Genomic DNA, 21,195 nt, shown 5'->3' on the forward strand with positions numbered 1-21,195 from the left:
CTTGCTTGCTCGACGCGCGCCAAGGCGGTGGGCGACAGCGCGAGCGCTTCTCCGGTCCCGACGCGCGCGACATCGCGCCAGGTCAGCACGGACTCGATCGTGATTGTCATTGACCGCTTCCGAAATGGCCGATGAATTGGCGAAACGCGGGCGTTGCGCCGCCGGTGAACATGTCGTCCGGCTTGCCGCTGCTTTCGATCAGCCCCTCGCGCATGAAGACGACGCGGTTCGAGACGTTGCGGGCAAAGCTCATCTCATGGGTGACGACGAGCATGGTCATGCCCTCCTCGGCCAGCGCGCGCATGACGCGCAGAACTTCGCCGACAAGCTCGGGATCAAGCGCCGAGGTCGGTTCGTCAAAGAGCATCACCTTCGGCTTCATCGCCAGCGCGCGGGCGATCGCGGCGCGCTGCTGCTGGCCGCCGGAGAGATGGGCCGGATAGGCATGGCGCTTATCGGCGATGCCGACCTTTTCCAGCAGCGCTTCGGCCTCGGCGATGCAGTCGGCACGCGGTCGCTTCAGCACATGGATCGGCCCTTCGATAACGTTTTGCAGGATCGTCATATGGGACCAGAGATTGAAGGACTGGAACACCATGCCGAGTTCGGAGCGGATATGGTCCACCTGCTTCTGGCTGGCCGGCTTGCTCGTGCCGCCCTTGTGCACCATGCGGATCTGTTCGCCGTCGACCCAGATCTCGCCGTCGCTTGCGGTTTCGAGCAGGTTGATACAGCGCAGGAAGGTCGACTTGCCGGAGCCGGAGGCACCGAGCAGCGAGATCACATCGCCGTCTTCCGCGTCGAGGGAAATGCCGCGCAATACTTCGTGCGTACCGAAGCTCTTGCGGATATTGCGGACCGATAGTCGGGTTACGCCTGGCATGGGTGCTCCAATCGGGTCACGAGCATGATGCCGAAAAGTGTGAGCGGTTTTCGGACAACATCATGCTCTAACTCTTTAGTTTAGAACAGGATTCAGATTTTAGGCCGACCCGGCCTAAAATCATCCTGTTCTAGGCCGCTTACGCCTTCAGCGCCTGCGGAATGGCGCGGCGATGTCGGGACAGCGAATATTCGAGCAGAGCCATGCCCTGCAGGATGATGAAGTTAAGGACGAGATAGATGATCGCCGCACAGAGAAAGACTTCCATGGTGCGGTAGGTCTGCGAGATCAGCCGCTGCGCCACGCCGGTGACTTCCCAGACGGTGACGAGGCTTGCGAGCGCCGTCGACTTCATCATCAGCACGATCTCGGTGGAATAGGCCGGCAGCGCGTGGCGAAAGGCGATCGGCGCCAGGATACGGCGCACCAGCAGGAAGCCGGACATGCCGATCGAGCGTGCCGCTTCGATCTCCTTCGGCGAGACGGCGCGAATGCCGCCGCGGAAGATCTCCGCCGTGTAGCCGGCGGTGCAGAGCGCCAGCGACAGCACGGCGCAAACCATCGGCTCGCGCAGGAACGGCCAGAGGAAGGAATAGCGGATGACGCCGAACTGGCCGAGGCCGTAGAATACCAGGAACATCTGGATCAACAGCGGCGAGCCCCGGAAGACGAAAATATAGCCCTTGGCGAAGCCCGAAAGCACTGAGTTGCCGCTGGTCCGCATCCAGACGATGACAAGCGCCAGCAGGCCGCCGGAGACGATCGACAGGGAAAACAGGATGAGCGTCGTCGGTACGGCCTTGAGCAGGGTGACCATGGTCGAGGCGATGAAGGTGAAATCCATGGTCGCCTCCTTACGCCTGGCCCATGGCGGATGCCGGCATGCTGCGATTGGCGCGGCGCTCCGCCCCGTTGAAGATGCGGTCCGAAAGGCTGGTCAGGAGCAGATAGAGGCAGCCGCCGGCAATGAAGAACAGGAAATATTGCCGGGTCGAGCCCGCCGCCACCTGGCTGGTGCGCATCAGCTCGGCAAGACCGGTGACGGAAATCAGCGCCGAATCCTTGAGACTGAGCTGCCAGACGTTACCGAGGCCGGGAATGGCGAGGCGAAACACCTGCGGCATGATGATGCGGCGAAGGCGCATGCGGCGATGCATGCCGATCGCCGAGGCGGCCTCAAGCTCACCTTTGGAGATGGCGAGGAAAGAGCCGCGGAAGACCTCCGCCTGGTAGGCGCCGGAGATGATGCCGACGGCAAGCGCGCCTGCGACAAAGGAGGGCAAGCCGAGGAACCCCTCGTAACCCATTGCCTGGCCGATAGAGGTGACGGCCGACGAGCCTCCGAAATAGATGAGATAGATGATCAGCAGTTCGGGCACGCCGCGAAACACGGTCGTATAGACGTTGCCGAGCGTGACGAGGACAAGATTGCCGGAGAGTTTCGCAGCTGCGACAATCGCGCCGAGCACTGCGCCGATCGCCAGTGCCGTCGCCGTGACAGCCAGCGTCATCAAGGCGGCGGCAATAAGCAACGCGCCCCATCCCGTCGAGCCGAAGCCGAGAAGTTCCAAGCTTGCCATATCGTCCGTTCCCCGTCCGTGGCAGTGTTTTGCGGATTGACAATAGCATGCGGTCTCCGGCGATAAAGCCGGAGACCGGTGTTTACGGCCGAAAGGCCGAAACGCTTATTGCGGGCTGACGTCGACCTTGAACCACTTCATCGAGAGGTTCTTGACGGTGCCGTCGGCAAGTGCGGACTTGATCGCTTCGCTGAACTTGTCGCGCAGGTCCGTATCGGCCTTGCGGACACCCAGGCCTTCGCCCTCGCCCCAGATCGAACCGGCGATCTCGGGGCCGGTGAAGTCGAGCGCGCCGTTGGCGGACGCAAAGGCGTTGTTGAAATAGACGGCATCGTCGAAGCCGAGGTCGATACGGCCGTTCTGCAGGTCGAGGTCGCGGTCGGCACCGGTCTTGTATTCGCGGATCTCGGCAATATCGCCGAAATTGTCATAGACGAACTTGGCGTAGACGGTCGCCGCCTGGATGCCGATCGTCTTGCCCTTGAAGGCGGCCTTCAGCGCGTCGATCTCTTTCACGCCGGTCTGGCCGGGCGTCATCTTGATCGTAGTGCCGGTGCCGGCGGCCTTGGCCAGCGGGCTGTCCTTGGCGGTAGCAAAGGCGGCAGGAGTGGCGGCATAGGGAACCGTAAAGTCGATGACCTGCTTGCGCTCATCGGTGATCGACAGTGCATCCATGATGACGTCGAACTTGCCGGCGTTGAGCGCCGGGATCATGCCGTCCCAGTCGGAGGCGACAAGCGTGCATTCGATCTTGGCCCGTTCGCACAGCACCTTGGCGAGTTCCGGTTCGAAGCCACCGAGGGTGCCATCGGCATTGGTGAGGTTCCAGGGCGCATAGGCGCCTTCGAGGGTAATGGTCGCCTTCGTCCAGTCTTTGGAAAAGGCAGGTGCGGCGAAGGCGGAAAGGGCCGCCACGCCACAAAGCAGGATTGCGCTGAATTTCATGTGTGAATTCTCCTCTGGAGTTGAAACAGACCTTGCGGCACCACGGCCGATCTTCGCCGGCTTGCCCTTTCCTGTCCTATTTCTTATTCGAGGACCGATTGGGAGGTTGTATATGGTACCATATGAGATATTTTGTGATATGCAAGAGGAAAGTCGAATTGTGTGGCGAATTCCATTCGTGCAAAAGGAATAGGCAATGAAGCGTCCCGGCGAGATGAAGCGCGAACTGGCGCAGAATGATAGCACCCCGCTCTATGCCGGCGTCAAGCAGGTGATCCTCGACCGCATCCAGAGCGGCGAATGGCCGCCGAAATATCGCGTGCCCTCGGAAAACGAGCTGGTCGTCGAGCTCGGCGTCAGCAAGATGACCGCCAATCGGGCGCTGCGCGAACTTGCCAACGAAGGCGAACTCGTCCGCATCCAGGGCGTCGGCTCCTTCGTTGCCGAGCGCAAGGGTTATTCGGCACTGTTCGAGGTCCGCAACATTGCCGAGGAAATCGCCGAACGCGGTCATGTCCACGAGGCCTCCGTCGTTGTTCTCGCCCAGGAAACCGCCTCTCCAGAGGTTGCCGACGCGCTGGAACTTGCGATTGGCGCTGCGGTTTTCCATTCGCTGATCGTCCACAGCGAAAACGGCGTTCCCGTGCAGATCGAGGACCGCTTCGTCCACCCGGAGGCCGCGCCTGAATATCTCGACCAGGATTTTTCGACGCTGACGCCGAACGCTTATCTGACGGCTGCGGCCCCGCTGAGCGGCTCCGAGCACGTTGTCGAGGCGGCGATGCCGCAGGCCTGGGAATGCAAGCTGCTGACCATCATGAAGACCGAACCGTGCCTGACGATCCGCCGCCGCACATGGTCGGCAAAGCAGGTGGTCTCGACCGCACGTCTCGTCTATCCAGGCCACCGCTATCGCTTGGAAGCCCGTAGTGGCAAGATGTTCGAGGAATGAAAACACCCGTCATGTTGTATATGGGACCGTGTAAGCCGCGCCGTCGCCAGGAGCGGGTGTAAACGGCAGCGGCCGCACTGCTTGACCGAGGAAACAGCGTCCTTGGCGGAGACTTATCATGGCGTGTGAAAATAAGCGGAGGAGACTTTTTACAAGCTCGGCAATAACGCATGGACAAGGCGTGGGCAACCGCCGCACGCCAATGATTGTCCGTTTCGACGGAGGTCGGATCTTCTTCTCCTTGTTGCGTCGGGCCCCGGGCATGCCTAGTTGAAGCCCGACGGATAGTCTTGCTCGAGATCGGACTAGGGCTGGCGCCCTTGGCCTCGTGAGTCGCGGGATCTCGGGCGGCACCTGCATCAGTCCCCCGTTCCCTTGCGTGTGGCCGGAAGGTATCTATTGTCGACGAATGCCGGGTGGTTGGGAGTGGGTAATGTCGGCAGTGCCGTTCTCAAAGATTTCGACGCCGCTCAACGCGCTGTTCGCTGCAATCGGTCTCCTGGTCGTTGCCGCATTGACGACGCAGGGCCTTACTGGACAGGAGAGGCTTGTCTTTGAGCTGCTACTTGCGGCAATTTGGCTGGCCTATGTCCTCCAATTGAGCGGCACATTGCTTTCACGGCGAGACCGCTTGTCGGGCGGGATGCCGGCCCTCGTGATCGATTTTCTCGCGGTTCTAGTTCCGGCTGCTGCATTCTTGTTCGTCGAGTCCCGTGATCGAAACCTCTATTGCGCCATTTGGCTTCTCAAGCCGTTGCGCGACTCGACCTTTTTCAGGCTGCTAGCAAAGGTGGTCGCGAATGAATCGCGCAATCTGCTTGGCGTGACATCGGTGTTCGGCATCGTTCTTTTTGGTGCTGCGTTGGCCGGTTATATCATCGAACGAGACGTCCAGCCCGATAGGTTCGGCAGCATTCCGCAGGCGATGTGGTGGGCGGTCGTGACGCTGTCGACGACCGGCTACGGCGACGAGATCCCGCAGACCCTCGCAGGTCGCGTTCTGGCCGGATTGGTGATGATGAGCGGGATCGGTATTTTTGCACTTTGGGCCGGCATCCTCGCCACCGGCTTCTACGAAGAGGTTCGCCGCCAAGACTTCGTTCGCAATTGGCAGTTGGTCGCTGCCGTACCCCTGTTCCAGAAGCTTGGTTCCGCTGCACTGATAGAGATCGTTCGGGCGCTGCGAACGCGCATTGTCCCCGCGGGTGCCGTGATCTGCCGCAAGGGCGATGTTGGCGATCAGATGTTCTTCATTGTCGAGGGGCGGGTCACCGTGGCGACACCCGACCATCCGGTGGAACTCGGTGCCGGAAACTTCTTTGGCGAGATGGCGCTAATCAGTGGCGAACCTCGCTCAGCGACGGTCAGCGCAGCAACCGAGGTATCGCTGCTGTCGCTCTACGCCGTGGATTTCCAGATGTTGTCGAGCAGCAGTCCGGAGATCGCGGAGACCATCCGCAAGACGGCGCTGGAGCGGCGGGGCGGGCCGCCGAAGGAATAATCCAAGCCTGATGGCTGCGGCATGGCAGCGGCCGGTGGAGGGCCTTGACCGGCTCATTGCTCCCAGACGGTCGAAAAGTAGAGCGTCCGAGGCGTTGATTTCAACCCTGAACTTTTAACTTTGCTTTATGATCGGCGGCTCTCCTGTGGACTGGGGCCGGGGCCGTGTTTCAAAACTAGCGCCGCTTACACCAGCATCGACAAATGTCCCCCGCAAAGTTTCCAACCACGCGATGCGATATACGAAACCCCCAGATCAAGCTGGGTTTCTATGATGGTAACCTACGCGCGGTATTCGATAGATCAGCAAAACCCTGTCGGCGGCATCGCGCAGGAGGCGACGAAAGGCGAGGAAATCCGCGTTTCTCCCGCCCTGATCCAGCCCATATGGTCCGGCGATGTCTCCGCAGCCGTCGCTGACGCGGCAGTCGCGGCATCCGTCAACGGCATTGTCGAAGTCGGCGGTCCGGAAGCCCTGCCGCTCGACGAACTGAATCCGCCGCTTCGTGCGCATCACCAAGGACCCGCGCAAGATCGTTCCTGACGTCTACGCTCGCTATTTCGGCATCGCCCTCAACGACCAGTCACTGACGACAGGTAAATCCGCACGCCTCGGCTCCGGCAGCTACGAAGACTGGCTTGCCCGCCAGGTGAGCGCATAAGGCAAGACGGAAACCAGATATGCGAATTGGCGTAGCCCGCCCATGCGCACGATCTCATAAAAGCTGGCGCCGCTGCACCAATGAAAGTCGCCCCACCCGCTTAAAGGAATGCAGCCTATTTCATGAGCGCGGACTGTCTCAGCGCGGCATGAATATCGCTGACGACGGCAGCACCCTCGCCCACCGCCGCCGCAACCCGCTTCGTCGACCCGGCGCGCACGTCGCCGATCGCAAAGACGTTCGGCAGACTGGTTTCAAGCGCGAGCGAGGGCCGCCCAAGCTCCGTCTCGACATCGGGAGTAAATCCCGTGCCGGTCCTGATGAAGCCCTTGTCATCGGTCTTGATGCGGCACTTGATCCAGTCGGTATTGGGATCTGCGCCGATGAACATGAAGACCTTGCGAAGGTCGTAATTTGTCTCGCTCCGCTGCTGAAAATTCGTGACGGTGGCCGTCAGGCGGCCATTCTGCTCTTCGGAGAGCGCCGTCAGTTCGCATCCCACATGCATCTCCACATTCGGCAGCGCAGCTATGCGTTCGATCAGATAGGTGGACATGGTCTCCACCAGGCTTCGGCGGATCAGGAGATGCAGGCGCCGGACCCGCGGCGCCAGAAAGGCGACAGCCTGGCCGGCCGAATTGCCGCCGCCGACAAGCGCAATATCGTCGTTTTCACAGAGCTTTGCCTCGATTGCCGAGGCCCAATAGGAAATTCCCGCTCCTTCGAAACGGGCGATGTCGGGAATGGTAGGCCTGCGGTATCGGGCACCCGAGGCGATGACGACGGTTCGCGCCTTCACCGTCCTGTCTCCATCGAGGCGCAACATCATCGGGTCGATTGCCCGCCGGCCTGCCGCCGCCGGGACCAGCTCGCTGACATCGAGCGGCAGGGCGATCTCCGCGCCGAACTTGAGCGCCTGGTTGAAGGCGCGGCCGGCGAGCGCTTGGCCCGAAATTCCGGTCGGAAAGCCAAGATAGTTTTCGATGCGCGAGGAACTGCCGGCCTGCCCGCCGATCGCCCGCGCATCGATGACGATGACGCGCAGCCCTTCGGACGCGGCATAGACGGCAGCCGCCAGTCCCGAAGGTCCGGCGCCTACGATCGCCACATCATAGAGGATGGCCGGATCGAGCTCCGGCATGATGCCGAGGCAGCAGGCGGCTTCCGCATCGGTTGGGTGTTTGAGGACGGTGCCATTCGGGCAGACCATCAGCGGCAGATCGACAGGCAGGATGCCGAGCCTCTCTACTAATGCCCGGCCCTCATGGTCGGAGGCGGCATCGAGCACGACATGCGGATAGCCGCTCCGGGACAGAAAGCCCTGCAGCCGCGTGAGATCGCGCTCGCCGGGATGGCCGATCAGGATCGAGCCGGCGCCGCCGAACTGAATCAGTTCCACGCGCCGCAGGATATAGGCGCGCATGATGATCTCGCCGATCTCGGCCGAACCAATGATCAGCGCCTTCAGATGGGCAGCATCGAAGGCCAGCGCCACACATCCTTCCGGCCCCGCACGCCCGCCGGCAAGCAGCGGCCTTCCGGAGAGCTGGCTGACCTCTCCTGAAAACTGCCCCTCGCCATGGCTGGTGATCAAGACTTCCGGCGTCGACAGTCCGTCATGCCGGAAAGCATCCAGGCGGCCGGAAAGGACCAGCCATGCCGGCGCATTCCGGTCACCGATCTGGTAGACAACCTCACCGGGAGCAAATGTATGCGGCCCGCCGCTGGCAAAGCGCCTCGCCATCTGAACCTGCGCGGCGCTCAGCACCGGAAACATCTGATAGCGGCGGGATTCCAGATTATCGGCGGTCATGTCGAAGCCCTCAGTAAAAGCTTGGGATCGGGCCGCGCTGCGGCGTCTGATCGGGAAGCTCCACCATGATCTGGTCGAGATAGCACCAGCCCCAGCCTTCGGGCGGGTCATAGCCCTCGATAATCGGATGTCCCGAGGCGTGAAAATGCGCCGTCGCATGCTTGCCTATGGATTGATCGCAGCATCCGACATGGCCGCATTCCCGGCACAGGCGAAGATGCACCCATTCCTGGCCAATCTCCAGGCATTCTTCGCAACCAAGCGTCCTTGGCGTCACGGATCGCACACCTGCGACATGCTTACATCCCGACATCTGCTTCTCCGGTGGTGATTGAAGGCTGTCCCTGCCGCAAGAACATAGATCACGAGGCGATTTTCTCCATCGATACGCAAGGATAGAAATGCACTTCCGCATCCTCTGCCGCCGTGTTCCCACAACGTTCTTCAGCTTCGAAGTGGCACCGTCATTTGCAAGCCCAGGGCCAAGATGACAACCGCCTTTGGGAGGTAGCGGTTCTGTTCCACTTGCGCGATGCTTTCCGCTCCGGCGACGTCTGGCTCGACCACTCTCGCCGCTACGGTAACCTGAAGCAAGTGTTGGTGCCGATGATTACGGCACAGGCTAATGCAAAACTGGCCGTGCCGCTCGATCCGAAGCATGTCTGACCGCAAGACGCGCCTCGCCGATGGACTGAAGCGGCTGGCGCAAGCGGCGCGCAACGGCACGATCCCGCATGGCAGCATCGAGGATGGAACCTTGCGGATCGACCGGCTGACGGCGGACGTTCCGGACGACAGCGCCGAGGAGCTGATACTCCGTGATGGCCAACACTACCGGATCGCTGGGGAAGGCGGACGGTGATGATGCTGGCCACCATGCCCGGCGGTTCCGCCCGCGGCATGGGCTGGGTTTCGACGGATGCAGCGGCAACGGCCGGTTAGATCGGGTTAATTAGGATGCCGGCGTGAAACGCGCCACCAGCGCGTGACGATCACCCGGATAGGTGAAGCGTACATGCGTTACCGGGCCGGCGCCACTCCAGGTCCGGCGTTCGACCACGAGGCAAGCGGTGTTGCGTGCTATGTCTAAGACGGCGGCCACTTCGGCATTGGCCGAGACGGCGTGGATCCGGTGTTCGGCCGTGCTCCACGGCACCTGGTTGAGCAGCCAGGGACCCGGCGCCATCGTCTGGAAGTCAGCATCGGCGGCTTCAGGAACCGTCGCAAGGCTGATCAGCCGCTCCTCCAGGCAAAAGGGCCGCATGCCGGCATTGTGGATGCAGACGACCTCGACGACCGAGGACGCCATAGGCAGTTCCAGCCTTCGACTGTCTTCTGCCTTGGCCTTGCGGCTCGTCTTTTTCGATACCGCATAGGAATAGGGCAGGTTCAGCGACTGCACCTCGGCCTTGATGTCGTGGATTTCGAGAACAGCCGATTGCGCCTGCGGCTGGGTGACGAAGCTGCCGGATTTCTTGCGGCGCTCGATAAGGCCGGCCTTGGCGAGCTGGGTCAGCACCTTGTTCACCGTCATGCGCGAGCAGTCATACTGCGTGGCGAGATCGACCTCGAAGGGAATGCGGTGCCCCGGCGGCCAATCGCCCGAGACGATACGGCCCTCGATGTCGCTGAGGATGCGCTGATGCAAGGTGGGATCCCTGCTTTGGTTCATCGCCACGTTCCGATTGGTCTCCCGCTATCTCTTTGTTTTTACGCAATCCCGAACGCAAAACCGCTACACATTTTTGCTGGAACTGCTCTAATTCGAATGTCTGGACAGGAAAAGCTCTTTTTCAGGCAGCAAGCAGTTCGCCCATGACAGCGAGGAAACGCCGGTCGATGGCATCGCGCCTGAGATGGCGGCCGCCCTCCACCTGCTTGCGGCCATGCGCCCAGACGCAATCGACGGACATGCCGCCTGCAAACAGCCAGTGATCGAGGATCTGGTCGCCTGTGAGATAGGGAATGGCCGTCGTATCGAGCGAAACGATATCGGCGTGATGGCCCTCGACGAGCCCGGCCGGCGACTTCAGCGCGGCGCCACCGCCGGCAAGCGCATGTGTAAACAGCGAAAGCGCCGTCGAACCGCCGGGCGCTGCGACGACGTTGCGGGCGCGAAGCGCCAGGCGCTGCGAATATTCGAGCTGGCGCAGTTCCTCCGGCAGGGAGATCAGCACGTTGGAATCCGAGCCGATGCCGTAACGCCCGCCCTCTTCGAGGAAGAGCGGTGCGGCAAAGGCGCCATCGCCGAGATTGGCTTCGGTGATCGGGCAGAGGCCGGCGATCGCGCCGCTTTTTGCCATCCGCCGCGTTTCGTCCTCGGTCATGTGGGTCGCATGGATCAGGCACCAGCGCTCATCCACCGCCGCATGATCGAGCAGCCACTCCACGGGCCGCGCGCCGGACCAGGCGATGCAGTCCTCGACCTCCTTCACCTGCTCGGCGACATGGATATGGATGGGACCCTCGCCCGCCATCGGCACGAGCCTCATAAGCTCGTCCGGTGTCGCGGCGCGCAGGCTGTGCGGCGCCAGCCCGAGCTCGGCGCCGTCGAGCCGGCGGGTCACCGCCCGGCATCCCTCCATCAGCCTTTCGAAGCTTTCGAGCGAATTGATGAAACGCCGCTGACCGTCGATGGGGGCAGCACCGCCGAAGCCGGAATGGGCATAAAAGACCGGCAGCAGCGTCAGGCCAATACCGGTCTCTTCACTCGCCGCCCCGATGCGCTCGGCAAGCTCGGCGATATTGGCGTAAGTGCCGCCATCCCTGTCGTGGTGGAGATAGTGGAACTCGCCGACGCGGGAAAAACCGGCCTCCAGCATTTCCGCATAAAGCTTGGCCGCCACCGCCTCGACATGCGCCGGCGTCATCGCCAGAGCAAATTTGTACATGACAGTGCGCCAGCTCCAGAAGCTGTCATTGGCCGGGCCGCGCACTTCGGCAAGGCCGGCCATCGCCCGCTGGAAAGCATGGCTGTGCAGGTTCGCCATGGCAGGAACGAGCAGAGCGTGGCGTTCGTCGCCGAGCCCGGGAGAAGTGCCGATTTCCACCCGTGCGATACGCCCGGCTTCGAGCGTCAGCCGCACATCCTTCTGCCAGCCTTGCGGGGTCAGCGCCGTATCTGCGTGAAGTGTGGCCATGGCCTTCCCTCTCCTTTGCCGTGCCGCCGATCTTTCTTTTCCAGAAAAGCGCACAAAATTTCTCTTGTCACCTGTCGATTATGTATATACATGTTTTGGCATAAGGAAAGGCGCAAAGCTGATGACCGGGAACAATTTTTCAGAGGAAACCTCGTCCGCCGACGCCCGTCCGGCGCTTTGGCGCAATGCGCGGCTGGCCACGCTTGCGCCCGATAAAGAAGGGCTTGGCATCGTCGAAAAGGGCGCCGTGCTGATCGAAAACGGCCGCATCGCCTTTGCCGGCGCCGAAAGCGACCTGCCGGCATCGGCCATCGAACACTCCGAAATCGTCGATCTGGAAGGCCGCTGGGTAACGCCCGGCCTCGTCGACTGCCACACCCATATCGTTCACGGCGGCAACCGCGCCCGCGAGTTCGAAATGCGCCTTGCAGGCGCCACCTATGAGGAGGTCGCGCGTGCCGGTGGCGGCATCGTCTCCTCGGTGAAGGCGACCAATGCGCTGTCGGTCGAGGAACTCGTCGCCGCGGCTCTGCCGCGGCTCGACACGCTGCTTGCCGAAGGTGTCACGACGATCGAGGTCAAGTCCGGTTACGGGCTGAACCGAACCGGTGAAGTGAAGATGCTCCAGAGCGCCCGCCTGCTCGGCCATATCAGACCGGTCCGCGTCGCCACCAGCTATCTCGGCGCCCATGCGACGCCTGTGGAATATAAGGGGCGCAACGGCGATTATCTCGATGATGTCGTCCTGCCAGGTCTCGACGACATGCATAACCTCGGTCTTGCCGATGCCGTCGACGGCTTTTGCGAGGGCATCGCCTTTTCCACGACCGAGATCGCGCGCGTCTTCGACAAGGCCAAGGCGCTCGGCCTGCCTGTCAAGCTGCATGCCGAGCAGCTCTCCAATCTTGGCGGCGCCAAGCTCGCCGCGTCCTATGGCGCGCTTTCAGCAGATCACCTCGAATATCTCGATGAAGATGGCGTTGCGGCGATGGCCGCAGCCGGCACCGTCGCCGTGCTGCTGCCCGGCGCCTTCTATGCGATCCATGAAAAGCAGAAGCCGCCGGTTGAGGCGTTGCGGCGGGCAGGCGTGCCGATCGCGATCGCCACTGATTGCAATCCCGGCACCTCGCCGCTCACTTCGATGCTGCTCACCATGAATATGTCGGCCACACTTTTCGGCCTGACCGTCGAGGAATGCATCGCCGGCGCCACCCGCGAAGGTGCGCGCGCGCTCGGTCTGCTCGACAAGACAGGAACGCTCGAACCCGGCAAATCCGCCGATCTCGCCATCTGGAATATCGAAAGCCTTGCCGAGCTCGTCTACCGCATCGGCTTCAATCCGCTTCACACACGCGTCTTCAAGGGCGAAAGGAACGGTCGATGACCATCACGCTCCACCCGGGCTCCGTCTCGCTTAAGGATTTGGAAATCATCTACTGGACGGGCGCACCGGCAAGGCTCGATCCCGCCTTCGATGCCGGGATCGCCAAGGCCGCTGCCCGTATCGCCGAGATCGCCGCCGGCAATGCGCCGGTCTACGGCATCAATACCGGCTTCGGCAAACTCGCCTCGATCAAGATCGACAGCGCCGATGTGACCACCTTGCAGCGCAATCTCATCCTGTCGCATTGCTGCGGCGTCGGCGCGCCGCTGCCTGAGAATATCGTGCGGCTGATCATGGCGCTGAAGCTGGTCTCGCTCGGGCGCGGCGCCTCCGGCGTGCGGCTGGAGCTGGTGCGGCTGATCGAAGGCATGCTGGAAAAAGGCGTCATCCCGCTGATCCCGGAAAAGGGCTCGGTCGGCGCCTCCGGCGATCTCGCCCCGCTCGCCCATATGGCGGCAGTGATGATGGGCGAGGCCGAAGCCTTCTTCGCCGGCGAACGCCTCTCGGGTGCGCAAGCCCTCGAAAGGGCTGGTCTCAGACCGGTCGTGCTCGCCGCCAAGGAGGGCCTGGCGCTGATCAACGGCACCCAGACCTCGACGGCGCTGGCGCTGGCCGGCCTGTTTCGCGCCCATCGTGCCGCACAGGCAGCTCTTATCACCGGCGCCATGTCCACCGATGCCGCCATGGGCTCTTCGGCGCCCTTCCATCCGGATATTCACACATTGCGTGGCCATAAGGGCCAGATCGACACGGCAGCCGCGCTTCGCGCGCTGCTGGAAAATTCCATCATTCGCCAGAGCCACATCGAGGGCGACGAGCGCGTGCAGGATCCCTATTGCATCCGCTGCCAGCCGCAGGTCGACGGCGCCTGCCTCGATCTGTTGCGCTCGGTTGCCCGCACCCTTGAAATCGAGGCCAATGCGGTCACCGACAATCCGCTGGTTCTCTCGGACAATTCCGTCGTCTCCGGCGGTAATTTCCACGCCGAACCCGTCGCCTTCGCCGCCGACCAGATCGCGCTCGCCGTCTGCGAGATCGGCGCGATTTCGCAGCGCCGCATCGCGCTGCTGGTCGATCCCACACTCTCCTACGGCCTGCCGGCCTTCCTCGCCAAGAAGCCGGGCTTGAATTCCGGCCTGATGATCGCCGAGGTGACGTCGGCGGCGCTGATGTCGGAAAACAAGCAGATGTCGCACCCGGCCTCGGTCGATTCGACACCTACGTCGGCCAACCAGGAAGACCATGTCTCGATGGCCTGCCATGGCGCCCGCCGCCTGCTTGCCATGACCGAGAACCTGTTCGGCATCATCGGCATCGAGGCGCTGACCGCCGCCCAAGGCGTTGAACTGCGCGCGCCGCTATCCACGAGCCCGGAGCTTGCCAAGGCGATCGCCGCTATCCGCAGCAAAGCTCCGAGCCTCGACGCCGATCGCTACATGGCAAACGACCTCGCCGCCGCCGCCGAACTGGTGGCAACGGGCGCACTGAACGCCTCGGTTTCATCTGGCATATTGCCGGTATTGGAGGGCTGAGATGATGGTGACGGAAAAAGTCTCCTCCCCATGCGAAATTCGCCAAGGCACCTCCCCCGTCATCCTCGGCTTCCCCCATACCGGCACCGACGTGCCGGCTGAGATTGCCGACCGGCTCAACGACAATGGCAGGATGCTGGCCGACACCGACTGGCATATCCACAGGCTCTATGACGGCCTGCTGGACAACGTCACGGTGGTGCGCGCCACCTTCCACCGCTATGTGATCGACGCCAACCGCGATCCGGCGGGCGTCAGCCTCTATCCCGGCCAGAACACCACCGGCCTCATTCCGCAGACGGATTTCGACGGAAAGGCGATTTGGAAGGATGGGCAGGCGCCTGACGAAGCCGACATCGCGGCGCGGCTGCGGGACTTCCATGCTCCCTATCATGCCGCACTCGCCGCCGAGATCGAGCGCGTGAGAGCCATCCATGGCGTCGCAATTCTCTACGACTGCCACTCGATCCGCTCCCACATCCCCTTCCTCTTCGAAGGCAAGTTGCCGGATTTCAATATCGGCACCGACATGGGCAAGACGTGCGACAGCGCGATCGAGCAGGCGACGCTCACCGTCGTCGAAGCCGCCGAAGGTTACGACAGTGTGCTCAACGGTCGCTTCAAGGGCGGCTGGACGACACGCCACTATGGTCGGCCCGACACTGGTGTGCACGCGATCCAGATGGAGCTCGCGCAATCGACGCATCTCCAAACCGAGGCGACGCCCTTCGCCTACGATGCCCCCAAGGCAGACAGACTTCGCGTCCATCTCAAAAACATTCTGGTGCGCATCGAACAGATTGCGCCAGGCCTGAAACGATAACGATCACTCGACAGGGGAACCGCCATGAACAATCCACGCCACAATATCCGCGAAATCCGCGCGCCCCGCGGCAACGATCTTAATGCCAAGAGCTGGATGACTGAAGCGCCGCTGCGCATGCTGATGAACAATCTCGACCCTGACGTCGCCGAAAATCCGAACGAGCTCGTCGTTTATGGCGGCATCGGCCGCGCCGCCCGCACCTGGGAGGATTTCGACCGCATCGTAGCGACGCTGAAGACGCTGACGGAAGAAGAAACCCTGATCGTCCAATCCGGCAAGCCGGTGGCCGTATTCCGCACCCACAAGGATGCACCGCGGGTGCTGATCGCCAATTCCAACCTCGTGCCGCATTGGGCGACCTGGGATCATTTCAACGAGCTGGATAAGAAGGGCCTTGCGATGTACGGCCAGATGACGGCCGGCTCGTGGATCTATATCGGCACGCAGGGCATCGTGCAGGGCACCTACGAGACCTTCGTCGAGGCCGGCCGCCAGCATTACGGCGGCAATCTCAAGGGCAAATGGATCCTGACCGGCGGCCTCGGCGGCATGGGCGGCGCCCAGCCGCTCGCCGCCGTCATGGCCGGCGCCTGCTGCCTGGCCGTCGAATGCAATCCCGATTCGATCGATTTCCGCCTGCGCACCCGCTATGTCGACGCCAAGGCCGAGACGCTCGATGAAGCGCTTGAGATGATCGACCGCTGGACCAAGGCCGGCGAGGCGAAGTCCGTCGGCCTGCTTGGAAATGCTGCCGAAATCCTGCCGGAGATGGTCCGCCGCGGCATCCGCCCCGATATCGTCACCGACCAGACCTCGGCCCACGACCCGATCAACGGCTACCTGCCGAAGGGCTGGACGATGGGTGAGTGGAAGGCAAAGCGCGAAAGCGATCCGAAGGCAGTGGAAAAAGCAGCGCGCGCCTCGATGCGCGAGCATGTCGAAGCGATGATCGCCTTCTGGAATGCCGGCGTGCCGACACTCGATTATGGCAACAATATCCGCCAGGTCGCCAAGGACGAAGGCCTCGAAAACGCCTTCGCCTTCCCGGGCTTCGTGCCGGCCTATATCCGTCCGCTGTTTTGCCGCGGCATCGGCCCCTTCCGCTGGGCGGCCCTTTCCGGCGATCCGGAGGATATCTACAAGACCGATGCCAAGGTGAAGGAGCTGCTGCCCGACAACAAGCACCTGCACAACTGGCTCGACATGGCCAGGGAGCGCATCGCCTTCCAGGGCCTGCCGGCACGCATCTGCTGGGTAGGTCTAGGCGACCGCCACAAGCTCGGCCTCGCCTTCAACGAGATGGTGAGAACGGGCGAACTCTCCGCCCCGATCGTCATCGGCCGCGACCATCTGGACTCTGGTTCCGTCGCCTCGCCGAACCGCGAGACCGAAGCGATGAAGGACGGCTCCGACGCCGTTTCCGACTGGCCGCTTCTCAATGCCCTGCTCAACACGGCATCGGGTGCGACCTGGGTGTCGCTGCATCACGGCGGCGGAGTCGGCATGGGCTTCTCGCAGCACTCCGGCATGGTCATTTGCGCCGACGGCACGGACGATGCTGCAAGGCGTCTCGAGCGTGTGCTCTGGAACGATCCGGCGACCGGCGTCATGCGCCACGCCGATGCCGGCTACGAGATCGCCATCGACTGCGCCAAGGAAAAGGGCCTGCGCCTGCCCGGCATTCTCGGGAACTGAACCCAGTGAGGATCCTGCGCGCCGGCGATCATAAACGCATGCCCTGGAAAAACGGCAAGGGAGAGACGGTGGAGATCGCCGTCTTTCCAGCTCACGCTTCGATCGACGACTTCGACTGGCGCGTCAGCATGGCGACGGTCGCAGAGGACGGCCCGTTTTCGATCTTTCCCGGCATCGACCGCACGCTGGCGATCCTTGATGGCAACGGCATGGTGCTCGAAGTGGAAGGCAGCGCGCCGGTGCTGCTGACAACGGCAAGCGATCCGTTAGCCTTCCCCGCGGATGTCCCCGTCACGGCCAGGCTCCAGGATGGATCAATCACCGATCTCAACGTCATGACACGCCGTGTCGGGCTCGCCCACAGGTTGATCCGCATCGACGTCGATGGCGGCAAGACCGTGCCGCTACCGCCCTCGACATGCCTGTTTCTCTGTCATCAGGGCGCATTATCATTCCGAAAGGACGGCAAGACCGGCGCGCTTGCGGCCGGCGATGCGCTGCTGATCGAGGACGCGACCGCAACCGTGCTGGAAATCGATGGCGAAGCCAGATGTTATCTCGCTTCGATCACCACAGGCTGATTGCCGAACAACGAATTGAAAATATTAAACAATCGAGGATTTGGCGAGGCATGTGCATAAACCGTCGCCATCTCGGGCCATGGACGTCAATCCTCGTTTCGGTCTAAACTTCGCCCTTCTGATGCAGAAGAAGACCTAGACTGCCCGCAACGTGCCGGGGAGCAAGGGAGCAGGCGTGACGGATCCATACGATATTCTCGGCGTTGAACGCGATGCGGACGAGGCGCAGCTGAAGGCCGCCTATCGGCGCCTGGCAAAGGTTGCCCACCCCGATTCGGGTGGTGATTCGGAAGCCTTTGCCAATCTGCAGAAAGCCTATGGGCTGCTTCTCGATCCGGTCCGGCGCAAGGTCTACGACGATACCGGCTACGACGTTGAATTCGCCGATGCGGCCGAATTGCAGGCGCTCGTGATGATCGAGAAGCTCGTCACCGACGCAGTGCTCGACGAGCGCGCACCGGGAAGTTTCGATCCTGTCGCCGTCATGCAGGACAGCCTTTCCGAAGAACTGCGCAAGGCGCGTTTCAGCAAGAGCGAGCTGGAGCGCCACGCCTCGCGCGTCGGACTGCATCTCGAACGGCTCGAAAAACAGTCCGGCCGCGATGTGCTCGCCCACATGTTTCGCGCCCGCATCGAAGCAATCTCCAAGGCGGTCGCGGAAACCGAGGCGAAGATAAAGGCGACGGAACGCGCCGCCGACATGCTCAGCGGCTATGTCTACGACATCGATCCGTCGCCGCTGCCGGATGCCGCGGTCACCAGCATCGAATGGGTCGAAGCCTCCAGAAACCGCTCCACCGGCTGACGACGGGCGACGCCGGCTATTAATAGGAAAGCTTTGGATACCAGTCCGCCGGCCGGCCTTCGGGCGTCGAATCGATAATAGTCCAAAGCGGCATCAGGTCGGGCGCGCCGCGCGGATCCTCGCCCGGATCAGCCGTCACCTCGCCCATCTCCTGGCTCCAGAAATGGCGGATGGTGCCGTCACGTCGCGTGAAAACGTTGAAGGCGGCACCATCCCCACCATCCGTGCCGATCGCGTGATAGTCGCGGCTATAGTCGTCCGTCATATCGGAATAGAGCGGCAGGTGATGCCAGCCGCGTTCATTCTTGAAGGCGAGCAGCTTTTCGATCGGCGAGCGGGCGACGACGGCAAGCGCTGCGCGCTGCTGGATGTCAGGCACTTCGCCATCCCAGGCCGACAGAAGCGAGGTGCACATCGGGCATGGACGCTCGCGTTGCGGGCCGAACATGTAGCTGTAGACGATCAGCGTCTCCTTGTCGGCGAAGAGCTCGCTGAAGGATATTGGCCCATCGCTGCCCTCGAAGCGGTAGTCTTTCGTCACCTCGCCGCCCGGCGGCAGCGCCCGGCGCTGTCTTGCCACACGCTCGATGTGCCGGCGCAACTCGATCTCTTCGGCCAGCAGCGCGTCGCGGGCGCTGCGATACGCCTCGCTCTCGTTGGGAAACCGGACGCCGTTCTTGGCCGCAAGCACGGCGGCGGGTGCCAGATGCTGATTATCCATGACAATAGCTCCTTCTGTTGCCTGAGAACGTGCTGAAGCCACGACCGGGGTGCCAGCACATCATGACAAGGACGATCGGCTGATGCGAAAATCGACAGTGCCGACGGAAAATATTCGCCCCGCGGTTTGTCCGGCTCGGCGTCCGGTTCGCCATAACCCAGCACATCAAGATCGCGCGTGAGCAGCCGATCGGCGAAGCCGTAAAAGACGATGAGCGTGCACGCCAACATCGTCATCGGCTATGGCCCGCGGTGCCTCGCACCTCGGTTTGGCGAAAGAAAAAGGCCGCTAGGGATGCGGCCTTTACTGTTGCTGGAGACTGGATTCGATCAGCCAGCGGCCTTGATGCTGGTGTTGCAGAGGCTCCAATAGCCGCCGCCCTTCTGGATCCACTTAAGGTCGCCGAGCGTGCCGGCATCCTTGGCGGCATGGTAGGAGTCGACGCAGGTGTGCAGGCGGGCCTTACCGGGCGTCTCACTCGAATATTTCTTGTCGATCGCCTTCGGGAACTTGACGCTCTTCGGCGCCGCAGTCGTCGGCTTTGCCGGTTCCTTCTCGCTCGTGGCGGTAACGTCCGCCTCATCAGCCTTGTCGGCAGCAGCAGCGTCCGCGCCGCAGAACTTTGCGCGGAAGTCGTTCCACTTCACGTCCTTGGCGGAACCGTCGGCCTTGGCAGCCTGATACTTTGTGCTGCACTCCTTCATCGTCAACGCATGCGCCGGCGACGACATGATAAAAGCAGCAACCAGCGAGCCGGCAGCAGATAGAAGCAGTTTGTGTGACATATGATTGGCCTCCGTCGATGATGTTAACGTTTCAGTCTTCGCTTCCGCCTCGGCGTTAGGACGCTGACGACGGGAGGGTTCCATTGGGGCTTGCCTGATCTACGGCCGTCGGAAGGTGCTCCGCGAGCAGCTCGGGTACCTTGCTGATATCGATGCCGAGTTTGGAGGCGAGGCCCTGTAGCTGCTCCAACGAGAGCGCTGCGCGAATTTGGTCCGCGGTGATCGGGATATTATCGCCCGAGCCTATCCAGGAGGCTACCTGATGGCCAAGCCCGCTTTGGTTGAGTTGCGTGAGAACGCCATCGAGTCCGCCGGCATTCTGGAAAACATCTTCGGCGACCGCCAGAAGATTGACTGGCCTACCGTTCAAGACGTCGCTGACGATACTGCCTAAACCATCGAAAAGCCCCATGACACTCCCCTTGGTTTATTCGCCGTACACCACAAACGCTTACACCTGCTGAATGAACCTCCGATGAACAAAGGCCACTCCGCTTCTGGCGCCCTTGCGCCCCCGTTTCACGGGTTTGAAGAATCCCAACAACGCCCCGATCTTCGGTCCATGGAGAGCCGTGCGAGGAAGTTGTAGCGTTTGCTTATTGAAAATTTCAGTGGAACGCACTTGGTTCACAGAGAGAGATTAATGAGGATTCATAATGACAATTCAGTGGCCACCTTCGCTTCAGAGGCGGAACGGCAGGCGGCTGACAACCTGCCTCATCCTGCAAGGGCGGGCCAAATCATGTGTAAATCTGCTGCGATACTGAATCGGTAAGAGACGTCACGCGTAAAACGTACCCATAAGAACAGGCACCAAGGCGGAAGCTCGAGGCGGCTGGGCGTGGGAGTATCATTCAATGATTGCAGGGCTGATCATCCGCTCATCGCTGACCGTCGGCGACGGCGGCACGGTAAATGCGACGAGCGGAACATGCGATTGCTGGGGGAGGGTGTTCCCTTAGTCTGTGGCATCGCGTCGACACGCCGGAGATAGGATCGCAAGCAGTGCATGAAGGAAAGGAAGCTGGCGCTTGTCGCCAAAGAGAGGCTAAAAAGAACTGGTGGCCGAGCGCGGGCTGAAAGTGCTCAGTGAACGGTGATCACCGGAATACCAGCTTCATCGGCGGCACGGATAAGCGCTGCTCGCGCATCCTGAGCCGGAATTTCCCCATGAATTGCGTTCCGGCACGCTCTGATCGCTATAAGATATTCTTCTCCATCGTCGATCGGCCAGCTAGCCGTCAACATTTCGGCAGCCTGGAAAAGGGTCGCGACAAGCTTGTATTTTTCCGACCCGCTTACAACGAACATCAGAGGGGTAAACTCTGCGGATGTGTGCCATTTCATGACTTTAGTTCTCCCACGGTAAATATATTAGTAACCGTGCAAGA

The 21,195-nt window shown here is 61.8% G+C and carries 22 protein-coding genes and 1 pseudogene; 11 read left to right on the top strand and 12 right to left on the bottom strand.

What is annotated here, in order from left to right; all coding sequences use genetic code 11:
- Positions 1-106 precede the first annotated feature (106 nt).
- The 4 genes from MOV76_RS08700 to MOV76_RS08715 all read right to left on the bottom strand — a co-directional run bounded on the left by MOV76_RS08700 (position 107) and on the right by MOV76_RS08715 (position 3,408).
- On the bottom strand, positions 107-883 hold the full coding sequence (locus tag MOV76_RS08700; RefSeq protein ID WP_112908543.1) for an ABC transporter ATP-binding protein: 777 nt from the start codon (positions 881-883) through the stop codon (positions 107-109).
- Positions 884-1,022: 139 nt separating this feature from the next.
- Positions 1,023-1,727: an ABC transporter permease gene (locus tag MOV76_RS08705; protein ID WP_112908542.1), complete on the bottom strand. Its 705-nt coding sequence runs from the start codon at positions 1,725-1,727 to the stop codon at positions 1,023-1,025.
- 10 nt (positions 1,728-1,737) lie between these two features.
- Positions 1,738-2,463 (bottom strand): ABC transporter permease, encoded by a 726-nt coding sequence (locus MOV76_RS08710; RefSeq protein WP_247264342.1) that lies wholly within the window; start codon positions 2,461-2,463, stop codon positions 1,738-1,740.
- Positions 2,464-2,568: 105 nt separating this feature from the next.
- Positions 2,569-3,408 (bottom strand): transporter substrate-binding domain-containing protein, encoded by an 840-nt coding sequence (locus tag MOV76_RS08715; RefSeq protein ID WP_113544610.1) that lies wholly within the window; start codon positions 3,406-3,408, stop codon positions 2,569-2,571.
- Positions 3,409-3,604: 196 nt separating this feature from the next.
- Between MOV76_RS08715 and hutC (MOV76_RS08720) the strand changes: the two genes are divergently transcribed.
- The 4 genes from hutC (MOV76_RS08720) to MOV76_RS40050 all read left to right on the top strand — a co-directional run bounded on the left by hutC (MOV76_RS08720) (position 3,605) and on the right by MOV76_RS40050 (position 6,522).
- A complete protein-coding gene (hutC, locus tag MOV76_RS08720) occupies positions 3,605-4,360 on the top strand; it encodes a histidine utilization repressor (protein WP_247264343.1) in 756 nt (251 codons plus the stop codon).
- Between the two features lie 433 nt (positions 4,361-4,793).
- On the top strand, positions 4,794-5,861 hold the full coding sequence (locus tag MOV76_RS08725; RefSeq protein ID WP_130719150.1) for a cyclic nucleotide-binding domain-containing protein: 1,068 nt from the start codon (positions 4,794-4,796) through the stop codon (positions 5,859-5,861).
- A 273-nt stretch (positions 5,862-6,134) separates the two neighbouring features.
- Entirely contained in the window at positions 6,135-6,404 is a 270-nt protein-coding gene (locus MOV76_RS40045; protein WP_309506131.1) for a hypothetical protein, read from the top strand.
- Complete coding sequence (locus MOV76_RS40050; protein WP_197729128.1) at positions 6,367-6,522, top strand: hypothetical protein; 156 nt, start codon at positions 6,367-6,369, stop codon at positions 6,520-6,522. Before MOV76_RS40045 ends, MOV76_RS40050 begins: the two co-directional genes overlap by 38 nt.
- A 115-nt stretch (positions 6,523-6,637) precedes the next feature.
- Here MOV76_RS40050 and MOV76_RS08735 read toward each other — a convergent pair whose 3' ends face one another.
- Together MOV76_RS08735 and MOV76_RS08740 are read right to left on the bottom strand one after the other, a co-directional pair.
- Positions 6,638-8,335 carry an FAD-dependent oxidoreductase gene (locus tag MOV76_RS08735; protein WP_247264344.1) on the bottom strand — a complete coding sequence of 566 codons (1,698 nt, stop codon included), beginning with the start codon at positions 8,333-8,335 and terminating at the stop codon, positions 6,638-6,640.
- Positions 8,336-8,345: 10 nt separating this feature from the next.
- Positions 8,346-8,648 carry a UBP-type zinc finger domain-containing protein gene (locus MOV76_RS08740; protein ID WP_130653710.1) on the bottom strand — a complete coding sequence of 101 codons (303 nt, stop codon included), beginning with the start codon at positions 8,646-8,648 and terminating at the stop codon, positions 8,346-8,348.
- A 137-nt stretch (positions 8,649-8,785) separates the two neighbouring features.
- Between MOV76_RS08740 and MOV76_RS08745 the strand changes: the two are divergent.
- Positions 8,786-9,152: pseudogene (locus MOV76_RS08745) on the top strand (Tn3 family transposase); the annotation flags it as partial.
- A 135-nt stretch (positions 9,153-9,287) separates the two neighbouring features.
- On the opposite strand, the gene hutC (MOV76_RS08750) reads toward MOV76_RS08745, so the two are convergent.
- Both hutC (MOV76_RS08750) and MOV76_RS08755 read right to left on the bottom strand, forming a co-directional pair.
- Positions 9,288-10,007: a histidine utilization repressor gene (hutC, locus tag MOV76_RS08750; RefSeq protein WP_130653711.1), complete on the bottom strand. Its 720-nt coding sequence runs from the start codon at positions 10,005-10,007 to the stop codon at positions 9,288-9,290.
- A gap of 121 nt (positions 10,008-10,128) precedes the next feature.
- Complete coding sequence (locus MOV76_RS08755; RefSeq protein ID WP_131704774.1) at positions 10,129-11,475, bottom strand: formimidoylglutamate deiminase; 1,347 nt, start codon at positions 11,473-11,475, stop codon at positions 10,129-10,131.
- Positions 11,476-11,596: 121 nt separating this feature from the next.
- On the opposite strand from MOV76_RS08755, the gene hutI reads away from it, so the two are divergent.
- The 6 genes from hutI to MOV76_RS08785 all read left to right on the top strand — a co-directional run bounded on the left by hutI (position 11,597) and on the right by MOV76_RS08785 (position 18,298).
- Positions 11,597-12,859, top strand: a complete 1,263-nt coding sequence (gene hutI / locus MOV76_RS08760) for an imidazolonepropionase (protein WP_112908536.1) — start codon at positions 11,597-11,599, stop codon at positions 12,857-12,859.
- Positions 12,856-14,391, top strand: a complete 1,536-nt coding sequence (gene hutH, locus MOV76_RS08765) for a histidine ammonia-lyase (RefSeq protein WP_018448831.1) — start codon at positions 12,856-12,858, stop codon at positions 14,389-14,391. Before hutI ends, hutH begins: the two co-directional genes overlap by 4 nt.
- Before the next feature lies 1 nt (position 14,392).
- Positions 14,393-15,214: an N-formylglutamate deformylase gene (hutG, locus tag MOV76_RS08770; protein ID WP_247264345.1), complete on the top strand. Its 822-nt coding sequence runs from the start codon at positions 14,393-14,395 to the stop codon at positions 15,212-15,214.
- 24 nt (positions 15,215-15,238) lie between these two features.
- On the top strand, positions 15,239-16,912 hold the full coding sequence (gene hutU / locus MOV76_RS08775; RefSeq protein WP_018246339.1) for a urocanate hydratase: 1,674 nt from the start codon (positions 15,239-15,241) through the stop codon (positions 16,910-16,912).
- A 5-nt stretch (positions 16,913-16,917) separates the two neighbouring features.
- Positions 16,918-17,493: a HutD family protein gene (locus MOV76_RS08780; RefSeq protein ID WP_131704777.1), complete on the top strand. Its 576-nt coding sequence runs from the start codon at positions 16,918-16,920 to the stop codon at positions 17,491-17,493.
- Between the two features lie 175 nt (positions 17,494-17,668).
- A complete protein-coding gene (locus tag MOV76_RS08785; RefSeq protein WP_065276511.1) occupies positions 17,669-18,298 on the top strand; it encodes a J domain-containing protein in 630 nt (209 codons plus the stop codon).
- Positions 18,299-18,317: 19 nt separating this feature from the next.
- On the opposite strand, the gene MOV76_RS08790 is transcribed toward MOV76_RS08785, so the two are convergent.
- The 4 genes from MOV76_RS08790 to MOV76_RS08805 all read right to left on the bottom strand — a co-directional run bounded on the left by MOV76_RS08790 (position 18,318) and on the right by MOV76_RS08805 (position 21,151).
- Positions 18,318-19,019, bottom strand: a complete 702-nt coding sequence (locus MOV76_RS08790) for a DUF899 family protein (protein ID WP_247264346.1) — start codon at positions 19,017-19,019, stop codon at positions 18,318-18,320.
- Positions 19,020-19,348: 329 nt separating this feature from the next.
- Positions 19,349-19,804 carry a hypothetical protein gene (locus MOV76_RS08795; protein ID WP_018483799.1) on the bottom strand — a complete coding sequence of 152 codons (456 nt, stop codon included), beginning with the start codon at positions 19,802-19,804 and terminating at the stop codon, positions 19,349-19,351.
- Between the two features lie 55 nt (positions 19,805-19,859).
- On the bottom strand, positions 19,860-20,216 hold the full coding sequence (locus tag MOV76_RS08800) for a YidB family protein (protein ID WP_065276509.1): 357 nt from the start codon (positions 20,214-20,216) through the stop codon (positions 19,860-19,862).
- 674 nt (positions 20,217-20,890) lie between these two features.
- Positions 20,891-21,151 carry a DUF982 domain-containing protein gene (locus MOV76_RS08805; protein WP_247264347.1) on the bottom strand — a complete coding sequence of 87 codons (261 nt, stop codon included), beginning with the start codon at positions 21,149-21,151 and terminating at the stop codon, positions 20,891-20,893.
- Between the last annotated feature and the right edge of the window lie 44 nt (positions 21,152-21,195).

Origin of the sequence: Rhizobium sp. PRIMUS64 (assembly GCF_023006465.1) — a bacterium.
GTDB lineage: Bacteria > Pseudomonadota > Alphaproteobacteria > Rhizobiales > Rhizobiaceae > Rhizobium > Rhizobium leguminosarum.

What these genes read in the sequence shown, in the direction of transcription:
- MOV76_RS08700 (WP_112908543.1), bottom strand. Translation starts at nt 883, where the DNA reads ATGCCAGGCGTAACCCGACTATCGGTCCGCAATATCCGCAAGAGCTTC.
- MOV76_RS08705 (WP_112908542.1), bottom strand. Translation starts at nt 1,727, where the DNA reads ATGGATTTCACCTTCATCGCCTCGACCATGGTCACCCTGCTCAAGGCC.
- MOV76_RS08710 (WP_247264342.1), bottom strand. Translation starts at nt 2,463, where the DNA reads ATGGCAAGCTTGGAACTTCTCGGCTTCGGCTCGACGGGATGGGGCGCG.
- MOV76_RS08715 (WP_113544610.1), bottom strand. Translation starts at nt 3,408, where the DNA reads ATGAAATTCAGCGCAATCCTGCTTTGTGGCGTGGCGGCCCTTTCCGCC.
- hutC (WP_247264343.1), top strand. Translation starts at nt 3,605, where the DNA reads ATGAAGCGTCCCGGCGAGATGAAGCGCGAACTGGCGCAGAATGATAGC.
- MOV76_RS08725 (WP_130719150.1), top strand. Translation starts at nt 4,794, where the DNA reads ATGTCGGCAGTGCCGTTCTCAAAGATTTCGACGCCGCTCAACGCGCTG.
- MOV76_RS40045 (WP_309506131.1), top strand. Translation starts at nt 6,135, where the DNA reads ATGGTAACCTACGCGCGGTATTCGATAGATCAGCAAAACCCTGTCGGC.
- MOV76_RS08735 (WP_247264344.1), bottom strand. Translation starts at nt 8,335, where the DNA reads ATGACCGCCGATAATCTGGAATCCCGCCGCTATCAGATGTTTCCGGTG.
- MOV76_RS08740 (WP_130653710.1), bottom strand. Translation starts at nt 8,648, where the DNA reads ATGTCGGGATGTAAGCATGTCGCAGGTGTGCGATCCGTGACGCCAAGG.
- hutC (WP_130653711.1), bottom strand. Translation starts at nt 10,007, where the DNA reads ATGAACCAAAGCAGGGATCCCACCTTGCATCAGCGCATCCTCAGCGAC.
- MOV76_RS08755 (WP_131704774.1), bottom strand. Translation starts at nt 11,475, where the DNA reads ATGGCCACACTTCACGCAGATACGGCGCTGACCCCGCAAGGCTGGCAG.
- hutI (WP_112908536.1), top strand. Translation starts at nt 11,597, where the DNA reads ATGACCGGGAACAATTTTTCAGAGGAAACCTCGTCCGCCGACGCCCGT.
- hutH (WP_018448831.1), top strand. Translation starts at nt 12,856, where the DNA reads ATGACCATCACGCTCCACCCGGGCTCCGTCTCGCTTAAGGATTTGGAA.
- hutG (WP_247264345.1), top strand. Translation starts at nt 14,393, where the DNA reads ATGATGGTGACGGAAAAAGTCTCCTCCCCATGCGAAATTCGCCAAGGC.
- hutU (WP_018246339.1), top strand. Translation starts at nt 15,239, where the DNA reads ATGAACAATCCACGCCACAATATCCGCGAAATCCGCGCGCCCCGCGGC.
- MOV76_RS08790 (WP_247264346.1), bottom strand. Translation starts at nt 19,019, where the DNA reads ATGGATAATCAGCATCTGGCACCCGCCGCCGTGCTTGCGGCCAAGAAC.
- MOV76_RS08795 (WP_018483799.1), bottom strand. Translation starts at nt 19,804, where the DNA reads ATGTCACACAAACTGCTTCTATCTGCTGCCGGCTCGCTGGTTGCTGCT.
- MOV76_RS08800 (WP_065276509.1), bottom strand. Translation starts at nt 20,216, where the DNA reads ATGGGGCTTTTCGATGGTTTAGGCAGTATCGTCAGCGACGTCTTGAAC.
- MOV76_RS08805 (WP_247264347.1), bottom strand. Translation starts at nt 21,151, where the DNA reads ATGAAATGGCACACATCCGCAGAGTTTACCCCTCTGATGTTCGTTGTA.